Here is a 26051-nt window from a genome sequence, read left to right as displayed (position 1 = left end):
CCTCCTATCCCGATGGGAGGTTACCGCCCGGCCGGGGCCGCGACCCGGCGGGAACGCTGCTCGGCCAGTTCCCCGAAGACGATGAGGCGCTTGGCGTCGGAGTACTTGGGATGGCACGTGGTGAGAGTGATCAGCGATTTGGTGGGCTTGCGGCCGGGGTGGAACGGCACGGGCGCGGTCACCTCGACGGCGGTGGGCTTGACGATGCGGTGGCCGGTGACCTTGTAGACGTACTGCTTGCGGCGGGTGTCGATGAGGATGCGGTCGCCGCGGCGCAGCTGGTCGATGCGGTTGAAGGGGGCCGAGTAGGTGGTGCGGTGGCCGGAGACCACGAAGTTGCCGATCTGGCCGGGCATCGCGCTGCCCGGGTAGTGGCCGGGGCCCTTGCGCAGGTCCTCGGGTTCGACGCCCTCGACGATCACATACCGGTACTTGCTCCCCAGCCGGGGGATGCGCAGCAGTGCCAGCCCGCCGCCGAGCTTGACCTTCTCGGTGGTGATCTTCTCGTCGGGGGCGTTCCAGGACCGCAGCAGCTCCTTGTTGAGCCGGTCCTGCTGCTGGCGGGTGTACCGGTCGGTGCCCCACAGCTGGTAGGTCACGAACAGCAGCAGGATCAGCCCGGCGGTGATGCACAGCTCGCCCAGGCCGCGGATGATGACTCGCAGTGTTCCGTCCTCGACTCGTCCCGGCTAGGTCCGTACCGATTCTTTTCGCCTGCGCGGCGCACCGGCCCGCTGGAGGGGCCGGCCCGAAACGAGTGTCGAAAAAGATCCACTGTGCCGCAACCGCGCCGCGGGGCGTTCCGGCCGTGACCGGGCACATGGGCCGGCTGCGATGAGGGCGGCCTGCGCGCGTTCGCCCGCCGGGGTCTCGCCCCATCGGCCGTCAGGCCGTACGCTGCTCACCAGCGGCTACGCTATCCGACGAAACAGCCATGCGCGGACCATCGCGCCGCGTGCCGTCCGCCGTGAGGAGAACGAGCCACCGTGCCCAAGTCGAAAGTGCGCAAGAAGGCCGTCTACACCCCGCCGCAGCGGTCGCAGAAGGCCGCCGTCAGCCCGCGCTGGCTGGTGCCGACCATGCTCTTTTTGTGGCTGGCGGGGCTGGTGTGGATCGCCACCTTCTACGTGACGGCCAGCACCGCCACGGACGTGCCGCTGATGAGCGACCTGGGGAACTGGAACCTGGGGATCGGGTTCGGCTCCATCATCCTGGGCGTCATCTTGTCCACTCGCTGGCGTTGACGCCCCGGCCGGTTTCGGCGAATTCAAGGGGTTGAATCTTTACCCATCTTCGGCCCGTCCCAATCCACGAAAGTTATCCACAGGGTGTGGACACGACTTCCACACCCGTGCCGTGGAGACTTCACCGTGCCCGGGACGCCGGGCCGCTCAGAAGGAAAGCAGCCCGGTGAGCTCGGACGTCTTGACCGCGACCAGCGCGATGAACAGGGCCAGCAGGGCGGCGACGGCCACCGCGTGAATCACGGTGCGACGCTGGTGATCGCTCCCCTGGACGCGCGGAAGGTAGGCGTACACGGCGGTCAGCAGCCCGCCGGTCAGCAGCCCGCCGATGTGCCCCTCCCAGGAGATCCCCGGCACGGTGAAGGTGATCACCAGGTTGAGCACCAGCAGGAACACGATGCCCCCGGCCGGGGCGTTCAGCCGCTTGGCGATCACGAAGAACGCGCCGAACAGGCCGAAGATCGCCCCGGAGGCGCCCACCGCGGCGCCGGTCGGGTCGACCAGGTACAGCAGCACCGAGCCGCCGAGCGCCGACAGCAGGTACAGCGAGGTGAACCGCCAGCGCCCCAGCACCTGCTCCAGCTGCGGGCCGATCACCCACAGCGCCCACATGTTGAACAGGATGTGGGTGACGCCGAAGGAGCCGCCGCCGGGCTGGGAGTGCAGGAAGGCCGCGGTGATCAGCCGGTACCACTCACCGTCGGCCACCCCGTGCATCTCGCCGTAGGGGTCGAACCGCACCCCCACCATCGCGAAGTCGTACACGATCCGCGATGAGGACAGCTGCGCCAGGTACACCAGCACGTTCAGCGCGATCAGGGTGTAGGTGACCACGGGGGTCGCCGGGATCTGACCGCCGAAGACCGTGCGCGGCCGGCGCACGGTCCGGCTGCCCTCCTGGACGCACTCCACGCACTGGTGGCCCACCGCGGCGTCGCGCATGCAGTCCGGGCAGATGTACCGGTCGCACCGCGTGCAGCGGACGTAGGTCTCCCGGCCCGGGTGGCGGTAGCAGGTCGGCGCCTCCGCGGGCGCCCCAGGGGCTTGTGCGTCCACCGCTCATGCTCCTCGCACGGGTGCGGACGTGCCGTTCACACCCTTGACTTACGACTGGCGACGCTCGATCGTCACCGATTCGATCGTAATGTCCTGCAGCGGACGGTTGCGCGGGCCAGTGGGGGCCTTGCCGATCCGGTCCACCACGTCGTGCCCGGAGATGACCTCCCCGAAGATGGTGTGCGCGCCGGTCAGGTGCGCGGTCTGCTCCACCGTCAAGGTGATGAAGAACTGCGAGCCGTTGGTGTTGGGCCCGGCGTTGGCCATCGCCAGCAGGTAGGGGCGGTCGAACTTCAGCCCCGAGTCCACCTCGTCCTCGAACCGGTAACCGGGGCCGCCGGTGCCGGTGCCCAGCGGGTCGCCGCCCTGGATCATGAACCCGTCGATCACCCGGTGGAAGATCGTCCCGTTGTAGAGCGGCGCGTTGGAGGGACGGCCGGTCCGCGGGTCGGTCCACTGCCGTGTGCCCTCCGCCAGCCCCACGAAGTTCGCCACCGTCTTGGGCGCGTGCTCGGGGAAGAGCCGCAGCGAGATCGGCCCGAAGGTGGTGTTCAGGGTCGCGATGAGCTCTTCAGCCATGAAAGGCCGCCTCCTTAACGTTCTGGGCGCCCGCCGCGGTGGGAGAGACGGGCCCTGCGGGTCGGGTCCCACCGGGCGTCCCGCCCCGTCCGGCCGGACCCCGGTTTCATGACCCGCCCGTTCCTACCCAGGGCTCGGGCCGGTATCTGCCTTACGGTGCGTGATCGCATCATCCCACAGGCGTGGTTTACCCGGCGCCCTGCGGGAAGGGTGCTGGGCGGTACCTCGCAGACAGGGAGGGTAGCGTGTCCCCTTTGATATCAGTCCGCCGCAGACCGCAGGTCGAAGTCGACGCATCCCCGCTGCGCCGGATGCAGGAGGCGGCCCGGCAGGGCGCGGTGACCGCGGCCGTCCGGCTCGGCCCGGCGATGCGGCACTCCCGCGAGTTCGCCGCCGAGCGGCTGCTGGAGGCGCGCGGCTGGAGCGCCCCCCGCCTGGAACGCGCGGCCGGCTATGTGGAGCGGGACCTGGCGCCCCGGCTGAGCGCGATGCTGGCCGACACCGCCCACCGGCTCGAACCCCCGAAACCGGCGAACCGCGCCCGTAACGCCGCTTTGGTGATGCTGGGCATGATCGCGGCGGCGGGGGCCGCCGGGGCCCTCGCATCCCGGCGCTCCGCAGCGCACACCCTGGGCGAGCGGATGCCGGAGCCGACGACGACGCCTTAGCCCATGCCGCCGCGGCTCCGCTGAACCCTCTCAACACGACCTTCCCGCTGGGAGGACGGGGGCCTCGGGGTCAAAGAGGTGCTGTGACCTGCAACGTCATGGCCTCGGACACCGCCTGGGCTCCCGTCCCCGATGCCCCGGGGCCAGGTGTTGAACGGCACGACCGCCCGGCGGCGCGCCCTTCCGCCACGCCATCTCCGCGGATTAAGGCGAGCAGCCCGGACAACGGCACGGCACCGGACACCGCTGAAGTCCCCGTCCCCGACGCGCCGACAAGGTTCACCGGCCGGGCCGCCCCTCTGACCGGTGAAGCCCGCGTGGAGAAGACCCGCACGCCCGCCGGCGGGCGTGCGTCATCGCGTCACTGCCCTCCTCAACCGGCGGAAGCGGCACACCGGCGTGCCCCTGCCGCGGTGAGAACCCCCGTGGCGGGCGGCCACTGAGAGTTTTGGCATCCGGAAGCTCCGGATTTGTCAATGGGGGTACTTTCCTGCGAGGGTTTACCAGCGGGTAGCGTGTGCCGCATGTCGCTGAAACACGTTCTGGCCTCGGGGGTCCGCCGTTGCCTCCACGCGGCCGTGCACCGCGGCTGGGAATGGATTCAACGGCAGGGTGAGATCACCCCGTCCACCCCGGGCCGGTACCGCTTCGCCTACTTCGGCGAAGGCGCCTGCATCGGATTCCCCACCGGCGCCATCTACGGCGAGCGGTGGATCTCCATCGGGGACCACACCCTGATCGGCACCCATGTGACCATCTCCGCCGGGTTCGTCCCCGGTCTGGACCTGGGCCCGGACATCATCGTCAAGATCGGCAACAGCTGCTCGCTGGGCCGCGGCACCTACATCGTCGGCCACCAGTCCATCGAGATCGGCAACGACGTCTTCACCGGGCCGAACGTCTACATCACCGACCAGAACCACAGCTACAGCGACCTGGACACCCCGATCGGACGCCAGTGGCCCGAGAACAAACCGGTGGTCATCGGGGACGGCTGCTGGATCGGCACCGGCGCGATCATCCTGCCCGGCACCAAGCTGGGCCGGAACGTGGCGGTGGCCGGCGGCGCGGTGGTCCGCGGCGAGTTCCCCGACCACTGCGTCATCGGCGGCGTCCCCGCCAAGATCCTCCGCCGCCACGACCCGGACAAGGGCTGGGTCCCGCCGCTGCGCCAGCGCTCCTCCGTGGTCTCGCTGCAGGAGCTGTCCCAGCTCGCCACCGGCGCCGCCGAGGAGGACATGCAGATCCTCCAGGACAAGCTCCGCGAGGAGGCCGCCGGCTGAGCCCGGCCGCGGCCCTTGCGGGAACGACTCGTCCGGCGACCGCTTCAGCGGGTCCGGGCACGCCCCGAAGCGGAACTCGCGCGGATGCGGGACGGCGGTTCGCGGTCAGGCCCTCCGGTCGGCCGCCAGGCGGGCGGACAGACCCGCCACGTCCAGCCGCCGCGCCACGCCGGACCCCGTGCGGTGCAGCAGGTTGGTGAGCTGGTGCGGGTCCTTGCGCAAGTCGTAGTACTCGCGATGCACCACCGCTCCCGACCCCACCGGCCTGCCCCGGCGCAAGATGGTGTCGTAGTGCTCGATGTACTGGTAGTCCCGCGTGACCGTGGCCGCCCAGCTATGCCCGGCCTGCCCCGGGCCCCTCTTCCACCATTCCAACAGCAGCCGGTCGCGTTCCCCGGGACGCAGCAGCGACCGGCCGTCCAGTCTCGCGGCGCCGGGATCGATGCCCGCCGCGTCCAAGATCGTGGGCATGATGTCGATGTTGGCCACCAGCCGGTCGTCGGTGGCGCCCCTGCCGAGCCCGCCGGCCGGCCACGACAGGTACAGCGGGATGCGGACCGCGGGGGAGTAGGGGACGCTCTTGGCGTGCCAGCCGTGATCCCCCCAGCAGTAGCCGTTGTCGCTGATGACGATGATGAGCGTGTCGTCCAGCCGGCGCTGGGCGCGCAGCTCGTCCCGCACCGCGCCGAGCAGGTCGTCCACGGAGCGTAAGGTGCGCAGCTGACCGGCGCGGATGCGGCGGGCACGGTGAAGATCGGGGTCGGACCGCCGAATATAGAACGGCTTGTCCCGCTTATCCGACTCGGCGACGGCGGGGTTGCCGCGCCATGAAGGGACGCTCAGATTCGCATACCGCGCCTCAGGGGTGAACGGCGCGTGGGGGGCGTAGGGAGTCAGGTACAGGAACCACGGGCGTCCGCTCGCGCGGTGCCGCCGCAGGAACCGCACGGCGTGGTCCCTGATGAGGGAGGTGCTGTAGGCGCGCTTCCTGCTCACCTTCCCGTTGACGTTCCACCAGGTCTCGCCGTACTTGGGCGGGTGCATGAGGGCGTACTCGTCAAAGTGCGGCGGAGCCTGGTGGACGTCCCAGCCGTTGAGGTACTTGCCGAACATCGCGGTGCGGTACCCGGCCTCCCGCAGGTAGCGGGGCAGGACGGTGCTCTGATCCAGCCGCTCGGGACGGCCGTTCTGCAGCACCCCGTGGTTATGGGCGTACCGCCCCGACAGGATCGAGGCACGGGACGGCCCGCACAGCGGCGTCGTGGCATAGGCGCGGGTGAAACGCACACCGCTCCGTTTGATCATGTCGCGCAGAACCGGCATGGCCCACTCGGTGTGCAACGGCTGATCGTCGGTGACCAGCAGCAGCACGTTGGGCCGCCCCCGGCCCGACACCGGACGGGACGTCCCGCCGCAGATCCCCGCCACCGTGGCGGCCACCGCCCCGGACAGCAGCACCCTGCGCCGCGTCAACGGGAACGTCCCGGACACACGCTCCCCACTCCCTGAAATCACAGAGAGTAATCTATTGGAGGCCGCCTGTCAGGGAAAGTGCGCTCGCCGTCCGGGACGTCACCTCAATCCCCCTTGCAGCACGGGTGCGTGTAGTGGGCGGCGCGGACCCTCAGCAGCCACCGCTCGACGGCATCCTCGTCGGGCCGCTCCGGCAGCACGGTGCGCGCGGCGGCGTAGTCGGCCTCCCCCCGGGCCATCAGCGCCCGTGCCACATCCAAATCCCCGGCGGCGACCCGTGCCCCGAAGTCCAGGTACCACTCGGGGTCGGCGAGCCGGACGGTGAGGCGCCCACTGCGGTACAGCTCCAGCCCCTGGTGGACGAGACGGGCCAGGTGCCGGGCGTGCTTGGCCACCCGCTTGCGGGTGTCGGCGCTGAACGACCCGTCCCCCCGGGCTTCCAGCCTCCGGAACTGCCGGGTGGCATACCCCAGGTAGGCGTCACGGACGCGCGGCGCGCTCAAGAACGCCGTGCGGATGCCGATCAGCTCCTCCCCCAGCGGCGTGCGGACCTGGTACAGCTCCTCCGGCAGCCACAGCAGCTCGGTCACCGTGGGGTTGCCCGACAGGCACAGCCTGGCGAACTTGCCGGCCTCATGAAGGGTGCGGTCCGGGTCGGTGCTCACCTTCGTGGCCGTCCTCTCGGTGGGCGGGTGCAACCCGTGGAACACCGTGGTGGGGGCCGCGTACACGCCGAGCACGTCCACGTCGGAATCGGCCCCGGCCAGGCCGTAGGCGGTGGACCCGACCACTCCCGTCAGCAGCAGCGTGTCGGTCATGCCCTTCCTCTTCAGATCATTCCCGGGCGCCCAGAACCCACCGCTTCTCAACGTTCGCACGGCGCGGGACACATGTTCCAGCGATTTACATCCTTGCCATGCGCCCGGCCGCTTCGGGCGTCCGGATGCAGGGGAGGTTTCCCCAGCGACCGCTGCCGCCGAGAAGCGGCACCGGCCCGCAAGCCGGCGCCTGAGCACTCGCGAAGACAGGAGAAGGACGGCACAGGAGCGATCTGTGAAGGACCACGCCGTCACCACCGGGGACGAAGGGCGTCCACCGGAAGCGGCCGGGCGCACCGGAAAGACGGCACGGCGCAGTCCCCCGCTTCAATTCCCTGAAAAAACCGCAGCTCCTCTGCCTCAGACCATGAGGGGTCCGGTCAAGGGCCCGGCGTCAGCAGAGCCGACACGACTGCACGTCGAAGCAGACCAGACCCAGCCGTGCCGCGACTTCGGCCGCGTAGGCGGACGCCTCACCGGCTCGGCTGAGCGACACGGGAAATAGATGTAGGGACCGCAGGCCTCGTTGATGAGCGGCGCCGTCGACCACGGCGTGTTCTCGTCCTCGCTCAGCTCGGGCCAGCGCTGCAACAGGAGCCGGACGAACCGGCGATCAAAGGCGTCGGCGGGATGTCGACGCGACTGGCGATGTACTTGTTGTACAAGGCCTTATGGATTCGGAGGGCCTGCTCGTCGCTTTCAGGGCGTTCGCCCTCCCATACGGCAGGTCGTAGCTCACCGCTAGATGATCACATAGCCGACGTCTTGCGACCGCCCGGCGACCGGCGCCCACCCCGCATGCGCCGGACGAGCCCAACGCGATCACCGCACGCCGTACCCGATCGGGCATGCACCGGGCGCACACGCCGGCAAGCCCCCTCAAACGATCAAAGCCCAGGCGGAGCATGAGGCTTTGACCTGGGCTTTCGGCTGGGTGGAGCCTAGGGGATTCGAACCCCTGACACCTGGCTTGCAAATCCGCGGAGATCACCCCCGATCCCCCCTCTGACCAGCGCACCCCATGATCCGCAAGTGACCGTGATTGCCCCCTGATCACCACCCCTAATGGCACGCTAATGGCACGACGGCGGGCCTCTGATCTGGCTGTTCGCCGCGCTTCGCGGCACGGCTCACCCTGCCTGGTCTTCCCGTCTGCCGTCGTCCCACCCTCCGGGGAGCGGGCCAGGGCCAGGCCGTGAAGGTGGAGCGCCCCACTGGACGAACGACCTTCGCGGCCTGGCCCTGGTCTGCTCGGCTGTGCCTGGGACGGCGGTAGGCGGGCAGACCAGGCTTCCACCGTCACCACAGACCACCGTCACGGGTACGCCTGGGCTTCTCGGAGCCGGAGTGCCCCCGCCGGAGGCACCGTTCTAAGGTCTGGCCTGCGCTCGGATCTGCGCGGCTTCGCTTCGCGCCTGGGCGGCCTCTGCTGCGGCCTGCGCACGGTCCTCCTCGTAGAGGAGATGGCGGGCAAGCAACTCCAGAGCCCCGGCCATCTCCTCACGCCAGTCCGCAAATGCCGCCAAGCCCTCGGACTCACACGGTCGTCGTGAACGGACTTTGCGCAAGTGCCTCAGCGCATGCTTCAACTCCGGGGCCAGTTCCGCGGCCATGGTCACCTTCGGTGTCTACTCGGAGGCCGTCACTGTACCCCGGGGAACCGATGCACAGCCGAAGCGCGAGTAGGTCGGGAGGCATGACGTAGCGATGTCGTCGTGTGCGGCCCGGCGGTTCGCCGCCCGGGGACCGGCGCCCACGCCGCACGCGCCGGGCGGCGTGGCCGGCGGGCCGCAGCGGCGGCGCGCAGCGCCGCCGCCTTGATCTCAAAAAGCTGAATTCGGCAACGATTGCGGGGGCCGCTAGCTGTTCATCTTCAGGAGGGCGCGCATGGTTTCGGCGGGGGTGACGCAGCGGAAGCCGGTGTCATCGTCAAGCATGTCGGCGGAGGCATCGTTGAAGTTCGCAGGCGTGCAGCGTTTGAACGGGCTGGTGAAGGCGCTGCCCTTGAGTTCGTAGCGGCCCGGCTCGGACTGGGTGGAGCACCACTCCCAGACGTTGCCGCACATGTCGTAGACGCCATATGGGCTTACGCCGCTGTGGTAGCGGTTGACGGGGGTGGTGGTACGGATTCCGCTTTCGCGGACGTTACATTTCGCGGGGGTGAGCTGGCTACCCCAAGGATAGGTGTCACCTCTGGTGCCTCGGGCGGCCTTCTCCCATTGTTGGCTGGTGGGTAGAGCCTTGGCGGTCCACTGGGCGTATGCGGTGGCGTCGTGCCAGGTGACGAACACCACGGGGTGGTCTAGCAGGTTGTCCGGCGGGCTGTTGTCTTTCCAGTGCTGGGGAGCAGGGTGGCCGGTTGCTGCGACGAAACGGGCGTAGTCGGCGTTCGTGGTGGGGAAAACGTCAATATAGAACGCGGGCAGGTAAACGGGCTCGTCCTTCTCTCCCGCCAGGAAGACACCAGCATCGACCAGGGTCATTAGCTTCCCGTCGATGGGGTGGCGGACTTGGTGTGGTTCGTTCAGCGGGAGCGGTTCGCCTGGTGGTGCACTGGCCTGGGTGTCGGGTACGGCGGCGGGGGTGTGCTGGACCGTTTCGCCGACCAATGCGGCGAACCGCTCTTGTTCTTCCGGGGTGGAAGCCGCTAGGGATGAGTCGAGGGCCTGTTGGTTCACCGGCCGAGGATGGATGTTCTCCGCTTCTTTCTCCCACTTGGAAACCATGCGCTCACTGACGCCCAGATGTGCAGCGAAATCACGGATGCTCATCCGCTTTGCCTCGCGGAGGGCTCGCGCTTCACGGCCTGACCAGAGTTTGATGGTGATGGGCAATAATTCTCCTGGAGGGTTTTAGGGGATCGCTGACCGTCAGATGCGCTCTGGCGGGATCTCTTCGTATTCCTTGCGGAGTGTCTCGAAGATGGGATGCTCGGCCGGTAGTTGCACGTTGTCGATTGCGGTGATCGGGCGAACGCCTACGGTGGTGTTGGTAGCGAACGCGGCTTCCATGCTGGGCACATCGCGAAGGTTGACCGGAGCCGTGATGGTCTGCTCGTGAACTTGGGTGATCAGTCGCATGGTCACGCCTGGCAGGACATCGGCGCTCGGCCAGATGACGCGGTCACCGTCGTAGAAACCGATGTTCCACGTCGCACCTTCGGTGACAAAGGATGAGCTGTCGATGAACAGGGCGTCATCGAACCCGTTGAGCTGGGCGTTCCGGCGGCACCACAATTGGCCGAAGAGACCGATGTGTTTAACGTGGGGCAGATCGCGGCGATAGCTGGCTGACTGGACGCGCATCGGGGGCGGCGGCCAGGCTCCGGCCGGACGCGTGGTGACCAGGATGCGAGGTTCGGCCGTTGCTCCGGGGCGTCCCAGCTCTAGGTCCGGGTCGAAGACGGTGACCCGGACCACGAACGATCCGGGCTTGTCTCTGATCGCGCGCCGGATGTATTCGCGCACTTTGTCACGGTTCAGGTCGGCATCGAACACTTCTCGGCAATCACGAACCAGTCGGTCAAGGTGGTGCGAGAGTCCGCGTACGTGCTGGTCATCGACGCGCATGGACGTGAAGTGACCATAGTTGATCAGCCCTAGGGCCTGGAGCGCTTCGGGGGCGACAGGTGCGCCGTCGAGTTCCGCCATGCACTCAAGTCTGACATTGCGGCTGATCAGTGAGCCCGCGGAGGGCGGGTGATCTAACCGAAGTGCAGTCAAAGTTCAGCGCTGAGGCGGGGGTGAGACATGGGAACTCGCTCGGTGCCTCGGAAGCCTAGAGGTATGAGGGGTGAGCGTTCCGTAAGGGAGTGCACGTCCTGCGGTGGGCGTGGCTGGAAGTGGCTTCATCCTCGCCGGGCGGTGTTGGTCGGGCGGCGGGATGAGCGGTCGGGGCCTGGGCTGGCACGTACGCCTTGTTTGAAGTGCAGCCCTCCACGGGCGACGCGGGCGGCGTGAGGAGCCTGCGGGGTTTACGGAGGCGGCCGGCTGCCTCGGTCGCCGGGATCGGATCGCTGATCGGTGGTCGAGGTGCGTGCTTGGCGTGCTGTTGGAGCGGCCAGGAGGTGATGGGTTCATGCGTGGTGCGGGGCGGGCGATGGATGCCCCTCGGGAGCGGGACTTGCAGCGGGTGCGGTTGTGGGCGTTGGCGCAAGCGCTGCGGGCGCATGGGTTCGCGGTGGAGCTGGCGGAGTCCGATCCGCTGCTGGTGGTCTCCGGCGGGCCGGGGGTGCTGGTGCAGGTGCGCTGCCAGGTCCGGGACGACTGCGGCGGTGAGCTGTGGTTCCGATCGGCGAACGGCGTGATGATCGCTCCGGCCGATGACGCGCGCCTGCATGAGGCGGTCGTGGCGGTCAAGGGCCTGGCGGTGCCCGATGCCGGGGCGTAGCGGCAGGCACGCTCGCCGCGCGGCGCTGCATGGCGTTGACCTGCATGTGGTGGCGGGCGCTGAGGGGTCGGCGTCTGACCCGCGTGTGACCCACCTGGAGGCCCTGCGCCTCTGTCTGGAAAAGGACGGCGACGGGTTCGGCGCTTCGCTGGTGCGGGCTTGGCACGGCCCGGTGGTGCTGCGGGTCATCTACCCGCATTCGGTCCGGCCGCCGGAGGACATCGCCTGTGACTTCACCGACGGCGAATGGTGGTTCGTCTGGAGCGACGGGCGGACCATCGGCCCGGCCGATGACCCCGAGGGCGTAGCGCGCGCAATCGTCACTGACCCCTGGAGGGAACCGGCGTGAGCGGGGCAGCAGCAGCGACGGACGAGGCGGGCCGTTGGGTTCCCGCCGTACGCGCCGACCAGTTGGAAGCGGTCTGGCGGCTGACGCGACGGGAGTTCGGCGACGAGTTCCCCAACATCACGATCTGGTACGGGCTGGCCTCCGGCCTGTGGCGGGCGATGGTGCCCGGCCCCGGCGGCTGGCGCATGCTCGAATCACCCGAACCGGACGACCTGCGCATGCAGATCCGCGGGGCACTGGGGTTCTGGCCGGTGTACGGCTCCCAGCACCATCGAGGGCACGGCAGCATGGGAACGGGGTGAGGTGGTGGGGCGGGCCAGTGCGGCACGTGATGTTCGTCGGCTGCTGGATGCGGGGTTGCGCCTCCCCTACGGCGACTCCGAGGGGGGCCGGGTCAGCGAACAGGCGTTCCTTGAGGTGGAACGGTTGGCCGTCAAGTTGTCTCGTCGGCACGGTCAGTTGCGGTTCTTGGGGATGCTGGCGGCCACGGTGCAAGGCGGGGTGTGGGAGCTGGCGCGGTTGACCGGCCGGTCCCCGGACGACATCGCCGCAGAGCACACCGGGTTTTGCTCCGATCGCGGATTTCGGGAGTGGATGGCCGAGGTCATGCGCACCCCTCCGGGTGCCGCGTGGTCACCGCCTCCGGCGGATGCGCCGCTCGCCCCGGCGATGGCGCTGGTCCATCTGCATGTGACGGTCTGCCTGGCCCTGTGCCGTGAGACGGATTGATGACCTCTTCCCCTCGTGGGCTGATTGAAAGTCCTGGTCAGGGCTGGGGTCGGGGGTGACGGGCTGGGGCGGGGGGCGTTAGAGTGCCGTAGGCGCTTGTGCGCTCATGTACCCAAGTCGTCAGGTGGTCGCCATGCCGAGTCTGGATTTCGAGCCTCCCAAGTACGCGCGTGTCGTGCTGGAGTTGCGGCGGCGGATCGAGGAGGGCCAGTACCCGCCCGGCTCGATGCTGCCCTCGGAATCGCAGCTCGTGCGAGAGTTCGCGGTCGGACGTACCACCGTGGTCCGGGCGTTGCAGATGCTCCAACAGGACGGGTGGATCGTCCGTGAGCACGGGCGGGGCTCGTTCGTGAAGGGGCGGCCTGCATCCGAACGTGAGGTCACCCGGCCCGGCCTGGCGGTGCTCGACCAACCAGAGACCCGCGACGGCGTGAGTCTCGTCCAGGTGGGCACGGTGCCGGCACCCTCGCCCGTGGTGGCCGTGCTGGGTCTGGGCGAGGGCGCCTCGCTGGTCATGCGGCGCTGGGTGAGCACGCGGGACGGTGTGCCCTCCGAGTTGGTGACCTGCTGGTTTCCGCCGGAACTGGCCTACGGCACCGATCTTGGATCGGACTCACCGCTGCCGGTCGGTGTCCGCGCGCACCTGCGCTCTGTCAGGCAGTTGCGCATCGACCACATCGCCGAACGGCTCACCGCTCGCCTGCCTGATGCCGACGAGCCGACGTTGCTCCAGGTCGGTTCCTCTGATCCGGTCTTGTCGATCCTGGCGACCGCGCATGATGCCACCGATGCGGCGCTGTTCGCGGTCGAGGTCGTCATGCCCGGCACGCTCCATGAGCTGGAAGACGTCTACAGCGTCCCCGACTGATCACTCCAATGTGATCTAGGTCACCTACTCCACCACTTGTCCGCATGAGTTGGTCACCTATGCTGACAGTAGTCCACTTGATCGGACGAGTGGACATACGGAGAAGGAGTGATGTGGATGGGTATCCAGGGACGGATCCCGGTGGAGTTCGGGCAGGTGTTCCCGCACGGCGTCTACGCCACCGGGCAGGCCGAGCCGCTGACCAACTTCGACACCAAGCGGCAGGAGATCGACAAGGACACCGGCCTGCCGGTGTGGGTGGTGGACGTGTACGACGCCGACCCGGCCGCCAAGCACAAGGCGTCGGCGATCCGGGTCCGGGTCATCGCGCGGGAGTGCCCGGTGCTGCCGGAGCCGGTGATGGGGCCGTTTAGGCCGGTGGAGTTCACCGGAATGACGGTGACGCCGTACGTCGAGGTGTCCGGCAAGAACCCGCAGGGTGAGCCGATCACCCGTATCGCCTACTCCTACCGGGCGACCGGCGTCCAGGCTCCCAACACTCCGGCGGCGGGTCGGGGCGGTGCTCGTCCGGCGGCCGGTAAGGACGCGGCCTGATGGCGGGGCGGGTGTCGGCGCTGTCGCTGCCGGTCGGGTCCGGGGCCTCCAGCGAGTTCAAGGCGTTCCGCTCGCGCACACCGCTGTTCACCGTCTCGGCCGGTCGGCTGCTGGTCACCCTGACCCTTCCGGAACGGCTCGGGGCCGGTGAGGTCGAGTTCGCCCGGCGGCTGGCCGAACAGGCGGCGGCCTACGCGGTTGAGGTCGAACGGCTCTACCGCTCCGGACGCTCCTCGGCCCGGACCGGCAAGGGGGCGGCGGCGTGACCCGGTCCTCGTTCATGTCGCTGAGCGTGCTGTTGGGCGCGGACGCCTACATTGCCTGCTCCACGTACCCGGACCGGCCGGAGAGCGGGCCGATCCTGAGCATCAGCGCCGGTGACCTCAGCCTGATGATCTCGCCCGCGACCCGTGGCCTGGCGACCGATGACGACCTGGCCACGGCGCACCGGCTGGCCGAGGCGATCACGGCCTACGTCGCCGAGATCGAGCGCCAGCACTCCGAAAATGCCTGCCGCTGCGACACGTCCATTCCGGACACGTCGGCGGCCTGACTCGCACGGTGGGGCGGCTGGAGCTGGTCCCTCCAGCCGCCCCGGTTCTCTCCCCAACCAGTGCAGAAGTGAAGAGGTGAACAAGCGTATGTCGTGGGAGTTCCGCAAGGTCAAGCCGGGCGACAACGTCGCCGTCGAAGCCCAACGGGATCCGTTCGCCGCGCCGAAGTGAGCGCCGCCGATCTGGCACATGCCCGAGGGCCTGGTCCTGCTCGTCAACCTGCTCCGCCTCCTGGCCCGCGCGGTGGTGTTCTGCCTGCGCCACCCGATCGTCTCCGGTGCCGTGGTGGGGGCCGGCTGGCTGGCCTGGCGGTACGGCTGGCACGTGCCCGCCCTCGTCGGCCTGGTGGTCGTGGTCGGCCTGGGGGTGTGGGCGGCGGTGGATCGGGCGTCGTTCGTGCGCCGGGTCTACCGTCCGGCGTGGTCGTGGTGGCGGGGCTGGTGGGTGTACCGGCGGCACTGGCAACCGGTCCTGGTCACCGCCGGACTCACGAAAACCCACCGTGGCCGCGAGTACCTGCCGACGCTGCGGCGGGTCGAGTGCGGGGCCGCGTCGGACCGGCTGCTGGTGCAGATGCTTCGCGGGCAGGCTCCCGACGCCTGGGAGAAGGTGGCGGCCAACCTGGCGCACGGTTTCGGCGCGACCCTGGTGCGGGTCCGGGAGGGGGATCGGCCGGGCCGTGTGTGGCTGGAGTTCGTCCGCATCGACGCCCTGGCCTCCCCGATTCCGGCGCTGCCGATTCCGGACGCATCTGCGGTGGACCTGCGGGCGGTGGAGGTCGGCCGCCTGGAGGACGGTTCGCCGTGGCGGCTGCGGCTCCTCGGCACGCACGTCCTGGTGGCGGGCGCGACCGGGTCGGGCAAGGGTTCGGTGTTGTGGTCGGTGATCCGTGGCGTGTTGCCGTTGATGGTCGCCGGGCTGGTCGAGGTGTGGGCCATCGACCCCAAACGGATGGAGCTGTCCTACGGCCGCGTGTTGTTCGAGCGGTTCGGCCGGTACTCCTCCGACCCTGGCGGTGGGATGGTCGCGCTGCTGGAGGAGGCCGCTGGCGACATGAACGCCCGCGCCGACCAGTTCGCCGGCCACACCCGCACGTTCGTCCCCTCGGTGGAGCATCCGTTCCGGCTGATCGTGGTGGATGAGCTGGCGTTCCTGACCGCCTACAGCCCCGAACGCGACCTGCGCAAGCGGGCCGAATCCGCGTTGGCGATCTTGACCAGTCAGGGCCGGTCGGTGGGCTACTGCGTGCTCGGCGCCCAGCAGGACGCCCGCAAAGAGGTCAACAACCTGCGCAACCTGTTCCCCGACCGGATCGCGCTGCGGCTGGATGAGGACGAACAGGTCGACATGGTCCTGGGCGACGGGGCACGGGACCGGGGCGCGCTGGCCGACCAGATCTCGACCGTTCCGGAGGTCGGGGCCGGTGTCGGGTTCGTCCGGCTGGAGACCTGCCCGGATCCGGTGCGGGTGCGGGCGGCGTACGTGTCGGACGAGGACATCCGGCAGATGGTCGCCTACGCCCTGTCGGGTGGCACCTACCGGCCGGAGGCCGCATGACCGGCCGTCCCGAACAGACGACAGCGCCGGTCAAGACGCTGGCCCCGCTGGCGCGGGAGGTCGTCAAGGCGGTGGCGGTCGAGCACGGGGTGTGCATCCGGCCGGTGCCGATGCGGCGGGTCAACCTGACCACCGGCGAGAGCGAACGCTTCGACGTGCCCTGCGGGCACACCCTGGCCTCGGTCTGCCCCTCGTGCGCTGAGCGCAAGCGCAAGCTCCGGGCGGTGCAGTGCGGCCAGGGCTGGCACCTCGACTCCGAACCGGTCATCGAGCGGGCCGACCCGGATGCCCAACAGCGCCACCTGATGCAACTGCGCGCCCACGCCCAGGCGCGGCGGGATGCGGTGGAGGCCACGGGGCGGCCGGACGAGCATGGGGACCTTGCCTGGTGGGACGGGCTCCTGCTGGAACTCGATCGGGAGATCGAACGCACCGGCGTCGCGGGCAGGCTCCGCACCGGCGACCAGCGGTCCCGGCGGACCCGCTCCACCCGCCGCCGCCAGGACGTGCCCGACCTGCCCCGCCGGCCGGTGGAGAACCGCACGGTCGGGCGGACGTTCCTCGGCAAGGGCGGCAAGACCTTCCGGCCGTCGATCTTCCTGACCCTCACCCTCGACAGCTATGGCAAGGTGCGGGCGGACGGCACCCCGGTCGACCCGGCCACCTACGACTACCGGCGGGCGGCCAGGGACGCACTGCACTTCTCCAAGCTGATCGACCGGTTCGTGCAGAACCTGCGCCGCTTCGTCGGCTACGACGTGCAGTACTTCGCCACCGTCGAACCGCAACGCCGGCTGGCGCCGCATCTGCACATGGCGATCCGCGGCACCATCTCCCGCGCCGACCTCCGCCGGGTCGCGGCGGCCACCTACCACCAAGTGTGGTGGCCCCCTACTGATCGGATCGTCTACCCCAACGGGCGGCTTCCGATCTGGGACGCGGCGGCCGGTGATGACGGCGTGGGCGGTTATGTGGACCCGGACACCGGGGAGGTGCTGCCCACCTGGGATGACGCCCTGGACGCCCTCGGGGCGGACCCGGACGCCGAGCCGCTGCACGTGGTCCGGTTCGGTCCTCAGGTCCACGCCGAGGGGGTGTTGGCGGACACTCCGGATGCGCGGCGCTGCATCGGCTACCTGACCAAGTACCTGGTCAAGAACGTCGCCGAATGCCACACACCGCAGACCGAAGCCCAGCGGGCGCACGTCGACCGGCTGGCGGACGCCCTGCGGTATGAGCCGTGCTCCCCGACGTGCGCGAACTGGCTGCGCTACGGCATCCAGCCCAAGAACCCCCGGCCCGGCCTGGTCCCCGGCTTCTGCAAAGGCAAAGCACACCGCCGCGAACACCTCGGCTACGGAGGCCGGCGGATTCTGGTCTCCCGCAAGTGGTCCGGCAAAACCCTGGCCGACCACAAAGCCGACCGCAAAGTCTGGGTCCTCGCCCGCCTCGCCGAAGCGGGCATCCCGGCCGCCCGGCCCGACGACCCGGACGGCGTCTACGCCTGGGAGCGGGCGGGGCCTGGTGACCCGGACGTCAGACCGCTGGATGAACGGCTGCTGCACCTGATCGACGAACGCATCCAACGACGACGGCAACTCGACCAAGCGACACAGATGGCCACTCAACTTTCGGCAACTCCGGAGGCAGCGTGACCAGCAACCCCCCGAAGACCAACCCTCTCCCGCCCGGTGATCGGCTGCTGACCGTGGCGGAGGCGGCTGAACTGCTCAACACTTCCGAGCGGTTCCCTCGGCGGCTGATCGCGGAGCGGCGGATCCGGTTCGTCTCGGCTCGGTGAGGAGGGCAAGCGCGGGCATGTCCGCATCCCCGAGTCGGCGCTTCGTGAGTTCATCGCCGGCGGTGTGGTGGAGCCCCTGACGGCGTCCGATGTCTGGAGGGCGGCCTGATGGCCAACAGGGCGGGCCACCGGCGTTTCGGCAATATCCGCAAGCTGCCGTCAGGGCGCTACCAAGCCCGGTATCCGGGGCCGGACGGCAAGATGCGTACCGCTCCCAGCACGTTCGCCACCAAGGGCGACGCTGATCGGTACCTGACCCTTGTCGAGGCGCAGATCCTCAACGGGGAGTGGACGGACCCGGACCGGGCGAAAGTCAAGCTTGGGGACTACGCCGCGAAGTGGATCGAACAGCGTCCCGGCCTGCGGCCCCGGACGGTGGAACTGTACGAGCGGCTGTTGCGTCGGCACATCGCGCCGTACCTGGGCGGTGTCGCGCTGGGCAAGCTGAGCACTCCCGTGATCCGGGAGTGGCGTATGACGCTGCTCAGTGAGGGCGTGTCGGCTTCGGTGACCGCCAAGGCGTACCGGCTGCTGCGCGCGGTCCTGACCACGGCGACCGAAGACGACCGGATCATCCCACGCAACCCGTGCCGAATCCGCGGTGCCGGTGATGAAAAGCCGGATGAGCGGCCGGTGCTGACCGTTCCCCAGGTGTTCGAGCTGGCGGACCGGATCGGCCGGCGGCCGGTCGGCAATGTCCGCAAGCTGCCCTCGGGTGCCTACCGGCTGCGCTACCAGCTCCCGGACGGATCGACCATGCGCGCCTTCCCGACCACCTTCACGAGCAAGGCGGCGGCCGAACAGATGCTCTCCGAGCTGGCCGACAAGGGGGAGGCGAACGTTCGCCGTGATGATCGGTTCCGGGCGTTGGTCCTGCTGGCCACGTTCGCGAGTCTGCGTTGGGGTGAGGCGGTGGCGCTCCAGCGTCAGGACATCGACCTGGCGGCCCGGACGGTGACGGTACGGCGGCAATACCTGGAGATGGACTCCGGGGACCTGGTGCTCGGGCCGACCAAGTCCCGTGCCGGTGCCCGTACCGTCGTCTTCCCGGCGGGCATCGTTCCGGCAATACGCGATCACCTCGACCGGTACACCGCCGACGATCCGGCGGCGCTGGTGTTCACCGGGGCGAACGGTGGTGTGCTGCGGCGGGGCAACTTCCGGCGGGCGTCCCGGTGGGGTGAGGCGGTGGCGGCGCTCGGCGTCCCGGGCCTGCACTTCCACGACCTGCGGCATACCGGCAACACGATCGCCGCTCGGAGCGGTGCGAGCCTGCGGGACCTGATGCGCCGGATGGGTCACGACTCGGTGCGGGCGGCGCTGATCTACCAGCACGCCACGTCGGAGGCGGACAAGGCCATCGCGGCATCGCTGGACGCCCAGATCGAGGCGGCGGCGGTCGCTGACGGTGACGGTGACGGTGATGAGGACGGCGCGGCCGGTGTGCTGGCGCCGGTGGGCTAATGGCACGTTAATGGCACGAACGCCCCCGTCCATGATCCGGATGGGGGCGTTGTCGCAGGTGGAGCCTAGGGGATTCGAACCCCTGACACCTGGCTTGCAAAGCCAGTGCTCTGCCAACTGAGCTAAGGCCCCTTGTTCTCCGGTGGGGTGCCTATGAGGTTGTGATGGAGAACGCGACCGATCGTACACCGTGCGGGCGGGGTGGCGAGTCGCCCCCGCAGGGGTGGCGGGGAGGGGGAGACCCATGTGTCGAAAGGGTCCGACTTGACCCGATTGGCTGGCAGGAGGCCCGGGGGCGTCGGAGGATGGGGCGTGGCGGCGCCGTGCTCGTCGGGCGCTGCCGGTCGCAAGGTCGAAGTGCCGCGGTGGCCCGGTGCGTTGGGCGCGTCGTCGTGATGGAGACGTGGCACGTCCTTGCCGGTTGTTGCGGGCGTGCCACGGTCGATTCCCGGCTTCGAAGATCAAAGCGAGGATGAATCATGCCCGACGTCAGGGAACCGGAAGGCCCGGCGGAGGCCGCCCGCATGAGCGAGGTGGACGTGCATCCGGGCGTCCACCGGGCGACCGAGCCGGATGAGGAGCAGGTGCTGCGCGAACTGTACGGGGAGCCGGACGAGGACGGGATCTTCCGCGGGAAGGGGGCCTGATGGGCGACGCGAGCGGGATGCTGGCCGCGGCCCGGGCCGCCCTCGGCATGTCGGGAGTGCCGAACGCGATCACGCTGGACTACGCCGGGCGGCACGGGGAGGAGTTCAGGAAAGCGGCGTGGTGCGATATGGCGGTCACTTACTGGGCGCGTAAGAGCGGCAACGAGGCGGCCGTCCTGCCGGGCGGGGACCGGGCCTACACGGTCTGGCACGCCCAGGACTTCCAGAAGATCGGACGCTGGTACCCCGGCACCGTCGCCAACGTGAACAGGGCCGAGCCGGGGGACATCGTGTTCTTCGACTGGGGCCGCAGCGACTCGATCGGCGCCATCGACCATGTCGGCGTCGTCGAGAAGGTGCTCGGCGGCGGCCGGGTGCAGACGATCGAGGGCAACACCGGCAATGCCGTCAAGCGGCGCGTCCGGAGCGCCGATGTGATCGCCGGGTACGGCCGGCCGGCGTACAAGCCCTACAAGTGGAACGGCAAGGCCCCCTCCGGCGAGCCGGAGCTGAAGCGCGGGGACACCGGGGATCGCGTCCGCGATCTGCAGAGCGCCCTGCTCAAGGCCGGTGAGCGTCTGCCCGAGTACGGGGTGGACGGGGATTTCGGCGCGGAGACCGAAGCGGCGGTCAGGTCCTTCCAGAGCAAGCACCCCGATGAGGTCGACCGGGTGACGGGGCGGTACGGGCCGCAGACCGCCGCCGCGCTGGCGCGTGCCCTGGGACATGCGGCCCCTGACAAGCCCAAGCCTCCCGCGGCGAAGGCTCCGCCGTGGCCGGGCCGCTATTTGAAGCAGCCGCCCATCATGCGCGGGGACGATGTCCGCCGGTGGCAGTCGCAGATGCGCAAGCGCGGATGGCGCCTGACCGTGGACGGGGCCTACGGCCCTCGGTCCGAGCAGGTGTGCAGGGCTTTCCAGGAGGAGAAAGGGCTGGCCGTCGACGGCGTGGTCGGCCTGGTGACCTGGCGGCAGGCCTGGGAGGCGCCCATCACCTGACGGCGGGGACGGAACGCACGCGCCGCCCATCCAGGTCAGGTGTTCTGGATGGGGGCCGCTTCGACGTCCCGGTGCGCAAAACGGGTCGGGACGGGGTCGCTGAAGTCGAGCACGTGTCCTGAGGGCTGCCTGAGACCGCTTGGGCTCCCTCCCCGGCCCTCAGGATCCCGTGTGGAAAACGCGGAAGAACACGGTCATGGCAGGCGGGCCGCCGCGAACGGGCCGCGTCCGGTGCAGCCCGGCTGCTTGGGCGCGATCACCGGGAGGGACGCGGCCCAGGGCGGCATCGGGGTCTTCCCCGGCGTCCCGCCATGGCCCGGCACGCGGCTCAAGCGGCCTGCCGCCCCGCCGCGTGCGATCCGGCCTCACGGAAGCTCAGGCGCTCCCGTGCGGCTGAACCCGGGTGGGGACGCACGCCCCACGGGCCGCCGGTCAGCTCTCGGAGGAGGTGGCCTCGGTCCACAGGTCCAGCTCGGCGCGGTCCTGCTGCAGGCGACGCCACACCACCAGGCCGCCGAGAGCGATGACAGCGAGAACGATCAGCTTCTTCATGGTGGACCCCTTCGCCTCGACAATTCCCGCCCGGGAGGGGCAAGTGGCCGCTTCCCCGGGCTCTCCGCAGCCTAGCAACCGGAACGGCCCCCTCCGCACCCCGTCGCCCAATTTCACCCGTCCACCGGACCGTTCATCGCCCCCGGACAGGGAAGGACGGATGATGGAGATTGCGGGTGAAGTGTCCGGGCGACGGTCAGGGAGTCCTCATGGGTGTACAGGACGACTTCGACCTCTGGGAGCGCGAGCTACAGGAGTCGGCGGGGATCTCCTGGCCTGCCACAGGTCCCGGAGGCATGGACGACCGATGGCCGGAGGAGGAGGACACGGGCCCGCGCCCGGGGAATGGAACCTTGGGCGAGCTTGGGGGGAATCTTGACGGGCGCGGGGACGATTCGGTCCCGGAAAGCCCGGACAAGCCGAATCCGGGCATCGATGACCGGTTTGCGGGCCTTGGCGGCCGGAAAACGGACCCGGCGGATCCGCACCGTCCGGACGGCGAATTCGACGACGAGGAGGACCTGGACGCCAGGCGGCCGGGGGGCCGGGCCATGCTGGCGGTCACCGGGGTGATCCTGCTGGGGTACCTTCTCACGCTCCTGCTGGGCAGGGTGCCGCTGGCCGTGGCCGGGCTGATCCTGGCCGGGCTGATCCTGCTGCTGTGGCGGGTCGGTCTTTGACCGGCCGCCGCGCCCGGGGCGCTTGCCAGACTGAAGATCGTCGCCGAACCGTTTCCGTCACGCCGTCTTCGCAGGTCCCGTGCGGGTACGCCGCAGTCGGGGCGGGGCTCGGGTGAAGGCCCGTCCCCTGCGAACCGCGTGGCGGAAACAAGGTTCACCGTCTGTGGCATCGAGATAGGGAGAAGGCATAGATGACCCGCCTGACCGAGCGTCCCGCCGCGGCCAGCGGCACTTTCCGCATCGGCGGCGACCTGCCGGTGCACCGGCTGGGCTTCGGGGCGATGCGGATCACCGGGCCCGGGGTGTGGGGGGAGCCCGCCGACCGGGACGAGGCGATCCGGGTGCTGCGCCGTGCCGTCGAGCTGGGCGTGACTTTGATCGACACCGCCGACTCCTACGGCCCGTTCGTCAGCGAGGACCTGATCGCCGAGGCGCTGCACCCCTACCCCGACGACCTGGTGATCGCCACCAAGGGCGGCTTCACCCGGCACGGGCCGAACATCTGGGAGCCGCTGGGCCGGCCGGAGTACCTGCGCCAGTGCGTGGAGATGAGCCTGCGGCGGCTGCGGCTGGAGCGCATCGACCTGTACCAGCTGCACCGGATCGACCCCAAGGTGCCGCTGGAGGAGCAGCTCGGCGTGCTGCGCGACATGCAAAGCGAGGGCAAGATCCGGCACATCGGGCTGTCGGAGGTCAGCGTGGCGGAGCTGGAGGAGGCCCGCAAGATCGTCGAGATCGCCACGGTGCAGAACCTCTACAACCTCACCAGCCGCCAGCATGAGCCGGTGCTGGAGCACTGCGAGCGGCACGGCATCGGTTTCATCCCGTGGTTCCCGCTGGCCACCGGCCGCCTGGCCGAGGCCGGCGGCACGCTGGCGCAGGTCGCCTCCCGGCATGAGGCCACTCCGGCCCAGATAGCGCTGGCCTGGCTGCTGCACCGCTCGCCGGTCACGCTGCCCATCCCGGGCACCTCCAAGGTGGCCCATCTCGATGAGAACCTCGCCGCCGCCACGATCTCCTTGACCGACGACGAGGTCGCCCAGCTCGGCAAGGCGGCCTGAACCGCATATCGGCGGTTCACCATAAGAGGCGGGATGCGCCCGCGGCACGGTCGTGGGCTCATCCCGTCGCCCCTCCGGGGAAAGAGGGAGCAGCTCCTTTCGGCGCGCGACGGCCCGTTGCCGGAACGGGAGCCTCGGCTGCCCGCGCGGGGTTCTCCCAGGTCGCCGTACCGTCCGCAACGTCGCGGAACCGTAAGCGAGCGATGAAGACGGCGCGCTGAAAAGGCTTGATGGAATCCAGTCGCGGGGAATGCACGGCGGGCTGTTATCGTTATTTCTTCACCCCGCCACCAAAAACAAAACCCTCTCTTTAATTATACCCCTCGGAGGGCATTTTGTCAAAAGCCGAAATGGCGCGCGAGCAGGAATACGTATCGCGGCTCTACCGGCGGCTGGACGGGCTCAGGGAGCAGACCGCGGCCCGCCTGGCGGACGTGCTGCGGCACTCCGACGGCACCGCCCAGGGACGCTGGGACCGCGAGGCCGCCGCGTCCCGCTACACCCAGCGGCTGGCCCGCCTGACGGCGGCCGAGCGCGGGCTGTGCTTCGGCCGGCTCGATTTCCGGGACGGCCCCAGCCGCTACATCGGCCGCATCGGCCTGCCCGCCGAGGACGCCGCAGACGACCCGGACGCCGAGCCGCTGCTGCTGGACTGGCGGGCGCCGGCCGCCCGGCCGTTCTACCTGGCCACCGCGGTGGCCCCGCAGGGCGTGCACAGGCGCCGGCACATCCGCACCCAAGGCCGGCGCGTCATCGACCTCAACGACGAACTCCTCGACGCCCGGCGGGAAGACGCCGACGCCCCGCAGATCGGCGAGGCCGCGCTGCTGGCCGCGCTGGAGGCCGACCGCTCCGGCCGGATGCGGGACATCGTGGCCACCATCCAGGCCGAGCAGGACGCCGTCATCCGCTCCGGCCACCGGGGCGTGCTGGTGGTGGAGGGCGGCCCCGGCACCGGCAAGACCGTCGTCGCCCTGCACCGCGCCGCCTACCTGCTCTACACCCACCGGGACCTGCTGGCCAGGCGCGGAGTGCTCATCGTCGGCCCCAACCGCACGTTCCTGCGCTACATCGAGGAGGTGCTGCCGGCGCTGGGAGAGACCGGAGTGCTGGCGACGACCATCGGCGAGCTGTTCCCCGGGGTGCGGGCCGACGGGACGGAGCCGCCGCAGGTCGCCGAGATCAAGGGGCGGGCGATGATGGCCGAAGTGGTGGCCGCCGCCGTCAAGGACCGCCAGTGGGTTCCCCGCGAGGCGCTACGGATCGAGACCGAGCAGGGATTGGTGCTGCACCTGGACCGGGCGACCTGCGAGCGCGCCCGCGAGGCGGCCCGGCGCTCGCGCCTGCCGCACAACCGGGCCCGGCCGATCGTGGTCCGGCACATCCTGGACGCGCTGGCCCGCCAGGCCGCCGACCGGCTCAACGCCGGCATCCTGGTGCCCGAGGTGCTGGCCGACCTGGAGCCCGGCGAACGGGTCGACGACCTGTTCGATGCCGAGGACGTGGCGGCCATCCGCCGGGAGCTGGCCGGCGACCCGGCCGTGCACGCCGCACTGGAGAGGCTGTGGCCCGTCTTGACGCCGCAGCGGCTGCTGGCCGACCTGTACTCCTGCCCCGACCGGCTGGCCTCGGCCGCCCCCGGCCTCTCCCGGGCCGAGCGGGAGTCGCTGCTGCGGGACCCGTCGGCGCCCTGGACGCCCGCGGACGTCCCGCTGCTCGATGAGGCCGCCGAACTGCTGGGTGCAGACGACCGCGCCGCCCGGGCCCGGGCCGAGGCCGAGCGGCGCCGCCGGATCGCCTACGCCCAGGGCGTGCTGGATGTGACGTTCGGTTCCCGCTCCACCGACCTGGACGACGACGCCGAGGCCGCGCTGACCGCCGGCGACCTGGTGGACGCCGCGGCGCTGGCCGACCGGCACGAGGAGCCGGACCCGCGGACCGCCGCCGAGCGCGCGGCGGCCGACCGGACCTGGGCATTCGGTCACATCGTCGTGGACGAGGCGCAGGAGCTGTCGCCGATGGCCTGGCGGCTGCTGCTGCGCCGCTGCCCGGCCCGGTGGATGACCGTGGTCGGCGACCCGGCCCAGACCGGCGGCGCCGGCGGCGTCTGGTCCTGGGCGCAGGTGCTGGATGCCTGCGTTCCCGGCCGCTGGCGGCTGGAGCGGCTGACCGTCAACTACCGGACGCCCGCCGAGTTCATGGACCTCGCCGCCGCCGTGCGGGCCGAACTGACCGGCGAGGACCTTCGGCCGCCGGCGGCGGTGCGCCACGCCGGCTCACCGCCGTGGCTGGCGCAGGTTCCCGCCGGCGAGCTGCCCGCCCGCCTGTCCGCCCTGGTGGCGGCCGAGCTGGCCGCGCTGGGCGGCGGTCACCTGGCCGTCGTGACGCCGGCGGCGCTGCGGGAGGAGCTGGCCGGGGCGCTCGGCGCGTCCACCGGCCCGGGCGAAGAGGCGGACCTGCGGGAACGGCTCGTGGTGCTGACGGCCGGCGGGGTCAAAGGGCTGGAGTTCGACTCCGTCCTGGTCGTCGAGCCGGCCCGGATTCTGGCCGAAGGCGCGCAGGGTCCCAACGACCTATTCGTCGCGTTGACCAGAGCGACGAAACGCATGGGCATTGTGCACACCGGCGAGCATCCGCTTCCCGCGGCGCTGACCCGCCTGCCCTCTCCCCCGCAGATCCTCTCGGCGGCCCGCTGAACGGGCGCGCCGGCGGTGAACTTTTCAACA

The 26051-nt window shown here is 70.0% G+C and carries 28 protein-coding genes and 1 tRNA gene; 20 read left to right on the top strand and 9 right to left on the bottom strand.

Annotated elements, in window-relative coordinates:
• Positions 1 to 20: 20 nt before the first annotated feature.
• Positions 21 to 644, bottom strand: coding sequence for a class E sortase (locus TCUR_RS00295; RefSeq protein WP_281055226.1), 624 nt, complete (start codon positions 642 to 644; stop codon positions 21 to 23).
• A gap of 342 nt (positions 645 to 986) precedes the next feature.
• Here TCUR_RS00295 and TCUR_RS00290 point away from each other — a divergent pair, with 342 nt between their 5' ends.
• Entirely contained in the window at positions 987 to 1244 is a 258-nt protein-coding gene (locus TCUR_RS00290; RefSeq protein ID WP_012850451.1) for a cell division protein CrgA, read from the top strand.
• 147 nt (positions 1245 to 1391) lie between these two features.
• Here the strand turns inward: TCUR_RS00290 and TCUR_RS00285 are convergent, their stop codons facing one another.
• Positions 1392 to 2300 carry a rhomboid family intramembrane serine protease gene (locus TCUR_RS00285; protein ID WP_012850450.1) on the bottom strand — a complete coding sequence of 303 codons (909 nt, stop codon included), beginning with the start codon at positions 2298 to 2300 and terminating at the stop codon, positions 1392 to 1394.
• 48 nt (positions 2301 to 2348) lie between these two features.
• Positions 2349 to 2879: a peptidylprolyl isomerase gene (locus TCUR_RS00280; RefSeq protein ID WP_012850449.1), complete on the bottom strand. Its 531-nt coding sequence runs from the start codon at positions 2877 to 2879 to the stop codon at positions 2349 to 2351.
• Positions 2880 to 3124: 245 nt separating this feature from the next.
• On the opposite strand from TCUR_RS00280, the gene TCUR_RS00275 reads away from it, so the two are divergent.
• Together TCUR_RS00275 and TCUR_RS00270 are read left to right on the top strand one after the other, a co-directional pair.
• Positions 3125 to 3547 (top strand): hypothetical protein, encoded by a 423-nt coding sequence (locus TCUR_RS00275; protein WP_012850448.1) that lies wholly within the window; start codon positions 3125 to 3127, stop codon positions 3545 to 3547.
• 524 nt (positions 3548 to 4071) lie between these two features.
• Positions 4072 to 4830: an acyltransferase gene (locus tag TCUR_RS00270; RefSeq protein ID WP_052305354.1), complete on the top strand. Its 759-nt coding sequence runs from the start codon at positions 4072 to 4074 to the stop codon at positions 4828 to 4830.
• A gap of 105 nt (positions 4831 to 4935) precedes the next feature.
• Here TCUR_RS00270 and TCUR_RS00265 read toward each other — a convergent pair whose 3' ends face one another.
• From TCUR_RS00265 to TCUR_RS00250, 4 genes are all read right to left on the bottom strand, one after another.
• Positions 4936 to 6321, bottom strand: a complete 1386-nt coding sequence (locus tag TCUR_RS00265) for a sulfatase family protein (protein ID WP_012850446.1) — start codon at positions 6319 to 6321, stop codon at positions 4936 to 4938.
• Positions 6322 to 6407: 86 nt separating this feature from the next.
• A complete protein-coding gene (locus TCUR_RS00260; RefSeq protein ID WP_012850445.1) occupies positions 6408 to 7121 on the bottom strand; it encodes a nucleotidyltransferase domain-containing protein in 714 nt (237 codons plus the stop codon).
• 1859 nt (positions 7122 to 8980) lie between these two features.
• On the bottom strand, positions 8981 to 9955 hold the full coding sequence (locus TCUR_RS00255) for an SUMF1/EgtB/PvdO family nonheme iron enzyme (RefSeq protein WP_217265431.1): 975 nt from the start codon (positions 9953 to 9955) through the stop codon (positions 8981 to 8983).
• Between the two features lie 36 nt (positions 9956 to 9991).
• Positions 9992 to 10771: an aminotransferase class IV family protein gene (locus TCUR_RS00250; RefSeq protein ID WP_012850443.1), complete on the bottom strand. Its 780-nt coding sequence runs from the start codon at positions 10769 to 10771 to the stop codon at positions 9992 to 9994.
• Positions 10772 to 11219: 448 nt separating this feature from the next.
• On the opposite strand from TCUR_RS00250, the gene TCUR_RS24455 reads away from it, so the two are divergent.
• The 12 genes from TCUR_RS24455 to TCUR_RS27380 all read left to right on the top strand — a co-directional run bounded on the left by TCUR_RS24455 (position 11220) and on the right by TCUR_RS27380 (position 19387).
• Entirely contained in the window at positions 11220 to 11510 is a 291-nt protein-coding gene (locus TCUR_RS24455; protein WP_052305353.1) for an immunoglobulin domain-containing protein, read from the top strand.
• A gap of 85 nt (positions 11511 to 11595) precedes the next feature.
• Complete coding sequence (locus TCUR_RS00240; RefSeq protein WP_148232874.1) at positions 11596 to 11859, top strand: hypothetical protein; 264 nt, start codon at positions 11596 to 11598, stop codon at positions 11857 to 11859.
• Entirely contained in the window at positions 11856 to 12161 is a 306-nt protein-coding gene (locus TCUR_RS00235) for a hypothetical protein (protein WP_012850440.1), read from the top strand. The genes TCUR_RS00240 and TCUR_RS00235 overlap by 4 nt, the downstream gene beginning before the upstream one ends.
• A 4-nt stretch (positions 12162 to 12165) precedes the next feature.
• The gene (locus TCUR_RS00230; protein ID WP_148232873.1) at positions 12166 to 12588 is read left to right on the top strand and encodes a hypothetical protein; all 423 of its coding nucleotides are present in this window, start codon (positions 12166 to 12168) and stop codon (positions 12586 to 12588) included.
• 133 nt (positions 12589 to 12721) lie between these two features.
• Positions 12722 to 13456: a GntR family transcriptional regulator gene (locus TCUR_RS00225; protein ID WP_012850438.1), complete on the top strand. Its 735-nt coding sequence runs from the start codon at positions 12722 to 12724 to the stop codon at positions 13454 to 13456.
• A 117-nt stretch (positions 13457 to 13573) separates the two neighbouring features.
• Complete coding sequence (locus tag TCUR_RS00220; RefSeq protein ID WP_012850437.1) at positions 13574 to 14011, top strand: hypothetical protein; 438 nt, start codon at positions 13574 to 13576, stop codon at positions 14009 to 14011.
• The gene (locus tag TCUR_RS00215) at positions 14011 to 14277 is read left to right on the top strand and encodes a hypothetical protein (RefSeq protein ID WP_012850436.1); all 267 of its coding nucleotides are present in this window, start codon (positions 14011 to 14013) and stop codon (positions 14275 to 14277) included. The genes TCUR_RS00220 and TCUR_RS00215 overlap by 1 nt, the downstream gene beginning before the upstream one ends.
• Positions 14278 to 14291: 14 nt before the next feature.
• Positions 14292 to 14564 (top strand): hypothetical protein, encoded by a 273-nt coding sequence (locus TCUR_RS00210; protein WP_148232872.1) that lies wholly within the window; start codon positions 14292 to 14294, stop codon positions 14562 to 14564.
• A 190-nt stretch (positions 14565 to 14754) separates the two neighbouring features.
• Positions 14755 to 16122 (top strand): FtsK/SpoIIIE domain-containing protein, encoded by a 1368-nt coding sequence (locus TCUR_RS00205; RefSeq protein ID WP_012850434.1) that lies wholly within the window; start codon positions 14755 to 14757, stop codon positions 16120 to 16122.
• Positions 16119 to 17777 carry a replication initiator gene (locus tag TCUR_RS00200; RefSeq protein WP_012850433.1) on the top strand — a complete coding sequence of 553 codons (1659 nt, stop codon included), beginning with the start codon at positions 16119 to 16121 and terminating at the stop codon, positions 17775 to 17777. The genes TCUR_RS00205 and TCUR_RS00200 overlap by 4 nt, the downstream gene beginning before the upstream one ends.
• A complete protein-coding gene (locus TCUR_RS27635) occupies positions 17774 to 17923 on the top strand; it encodes an excisionase family DNA-binding protein (protein WP_012850432.1) in 150 nt (49 codons plus the stop codon). Before TCUR_RS00200 ends, TCUR_RS27635 begins: the two co-directional genes overlap by 4 nt.
• A 108-nt stretch (positions 17924 to 18031) precedes the next feature.
• Positions 18032 to 19387: a tyrosine-type recombinase/integrase gene (locus TCUR_RS27380; RefSeq protein WP_012850431.1), complete on the top strand. Its 1356-nt coding sequence runs from the start codon at positions 18032 to 18034 to the stop codon at positions 19385 to 19387.
• Between the two features lie 59 nt (positions 19388 to 19446).
• Here the strand turns inward: TCUR_RS27380 and TCUR_RS00185 are convergent.
• Positions 19447 to 19519, bottom strand: a tRNA-Ala gene (locus TCUR_RS00185).
• 347 nt (positions 19520 to 19866) lie between these two features.
• Between TCUR_RS00185 and TCUR_RS26790 the strand changes: the two genes are divergently transcribed.
• Together TCUR_RS26790 and TCUR_RS27630 are read left to right on the top strand one after the other, a co-directional pair.
• Positions 19867 to 20034 carry a hypothetical protein gene (locus TCUR_RS26790; RefSeq protein WP_012850430.1) on the top strand — a complete coding sequence of 56 codons (168 nt, stop codon included), beginning with the start codon at positions 19867 to 19869 and terminating at the stop codon, positions 20032 to 20034.
• Positions 20034 to 21032, top strand: coding sequence for a peptidoglycan-binding protein (locus tag TCUR_RS27630; protein WP_012850429.1), 999 nt, complete (start codon positions 20034 to 20036; stop codon positions 21030 to 21032). The genes TCUR_RS26790 and TCUR_RS27630 overlap by 1 nt, the downstream gene beginning before the upstream one ends.
• A 432-nt stretch (positions 21033 to 21464) precedes the next feature.
• Here TCUR_RS27630 and TCUR_RS27375 read toward each other — a convergent pair whose 3' ends face one another.
• Positions 21465 to 21584, bottom strand: a complete 120-nt coding sequence (locus TCUR_RS27375) for a DLW-39 family protein (protein ID WP_012850427.1) — start codon at positions 21582 to 21584, stop codon at positions 21465 to 21467.
• Positions 21585 to 22135: 551 nt separating this feature from the next.
• Here TCUR_RS27375 and TCUR_RS28215 point away from each other — a divergent pair.
• The 3 genes from TCUR_RS28215 (at position 22136) to TCUR_RS00155 (ending at position 26021) form a co-directional block, all read left to right on the top strand.
• Positions 22136 to 22264: a hypothetical protein gene (locus tag TCUR_RS28215; protein ID WP_281055081.1), complete on the top strand. Its 129-nt coding sequence runs from the start codon at positions 22136 to 22138 to the stop codon at positions 22262 to 22264.
• 191 nt (positions 22265 to 22455) lie between these two features.
• Positions 22456 to 23325: an aldo/keto reductase gene (locus TCUR_RS00160; RefSeq protein ID WP_012850425.1), complete on the top strand. Its 870-nt coding sequence runs from the start codon at positions 22456 to 22458 to the stop codon at positions 23323 to 23325.
• A 350-nt stretch (positions 23326 to 23675) separates the two neighbouring features.
• Complete coding sequence (locus TCUR_RS00155) at positions 23676 to 26021, top strand: HelD family protein (protein ID WP_052305351.1); 2346 nt, start codon at positions 23676 to 23678, stop codon at positions 26019 to 26021.
• Positions 26022 to 26051: the final 30 nt, after the last annotated feature.

Origin of the sequence: Thermomonospora curvata DSM 43183 (genome assembly GCF_000024385.1) — a bacterium.
In the GTDB taxonomy this organism is placed as follows: domain Bacteria; phylum Actinomycetota; class Actinomycetes; order Streptosporangiales; family Streptosporangiaceae; genus Thermomonospora; species Thermomonospora curvata.
The sequence above is the reverse complement of the archived record's forward strand: the minus strand, read 5'-3'. Positions and strand labels throughout refer to the sequence as shown.

Coding starts and splice junctions, on each gene's coding strand:
- TCUR_RS24455 (WP_052305353.1), top strand. CDS start 11,220: ATGGATGCCCCTCGGGAGCGGGACTTGCAGCGGGTGCGGTTGTGGGCG.
- TCUR_RS27375 (WP_012850427.1), bottom strand. CDS start 21,584: ATGAAGAAGCTGATCGTTCTCGCTGTCATCGCTCTCGGCGGCCTGGTG.
- TCUR_RS00260 (WP_012850445.1), bottom strand. CDS start 7,121: ATGACCGACACGCTGCTGCTGACGGGAGTGGTCGGGTCCACCGCCTAC.
- TCUR_RS00220 (WP_012850437.1), top strand. CDS start 13,574: ATGGGTATCCAGGGACGGATCCCGGTGGAGTTCGGGCAGGTGTTCCCG.
- TCUR_RS00210 (WP_148232872.1), top strand. CDS start 14,292: ATGTCGCTGAGCGTGCTGTTGGGCGCGGACGCCTACATTGCCTGCTCC.
- TCUR_RS00205 (WP_012850434.1), top strand. CDS start 14,755: ATGCCCGAGGGCCTGGTCCTGCTCGTCAACCTGCTCCGCCTCCTGGCC.
- TCUR_RS00270 (WP_052305354.1), top strand. CDS start 4,072: ATGTCGCTGAAACACGTTCTGGCCTCGGGGGTCCGCCGTTGCCTCCAC.
- TCUR_RS00250 (WP_012850443.1), bottom strand. CDS start 10,771: ATGGCGGAACTCGACGGCGCACCTGTCGCCCCCGAAGCGCTCCAGGCC.
- TCUR_RS00215 (WP_012850436.1), top strand. CDS start 14,011: ATGGCGGGGCGGGTGTCGGCGCTGTCGCTGCCGGTCGGGTCCGGGGCC.
- TCUR_RS00160 (WP_012850425.1), top strand. CDS start 22,456: ATGACCCGCCTGACCGAGCGTCCCGCCGCGGCCAGCGGCACTTTCCGC.
- TCUR_RS00155 (WP_052305351.1), top strand. CDS start 23,676: ATGGCGCGCGAGCAGGAATACGTATCGCGGCTCTACCGGCGGCTGGAC.
- TCUR_RS27630 (WP_012850429.1), top strand. CDS start 20,034: ATGGGCGACGCGAGCGGGATGCTGGCCGCGGCCCGGGCCGCCCTCGGC.
- TCUR_RS28215 (WP_281055081.1), top strand. CDS start 22,136: ATGCTGGCGGTCACCGGGGTGATCCTGCTGGGGTACCTTCTCACGCTC.
- TCUR_RS00200 (WP_012850433.1), top strand. CDS start 16,119: ATGACCGGCCGTCCCGAACAGACGACAGCGCCGGTCAAGACGCTGGCC.
- TCUR_RS26790 (WP_012850430.1), top strand. CDS start 19,867: ATGCCCGACGTCAGGGAACCGGAAGGCCCGGCGGAGGCCGCCCGCATG.
- TCUR_RS00225 (WP_012850438.1), top strand. CDS start 12,722: ATGCCGAGTCTGGATTTCGAGCCTCCCAAGTACGCGCGTGTCGTGCTG.
- TCUR_RS27380 (WP_012850431.1), top strand. CDS start 18,032: ATGGCCAACAGGGCGGGCCACCGGCGTTTCGGCAATATCCGCAAGCTG.
- TCUR_RS00280 (WP_012850449.1), bottom strand. CDS start 2,879: ATGGCTGAAGAGCTCATCGCGACCCTGAACACCACCTTCGGGCCGATC.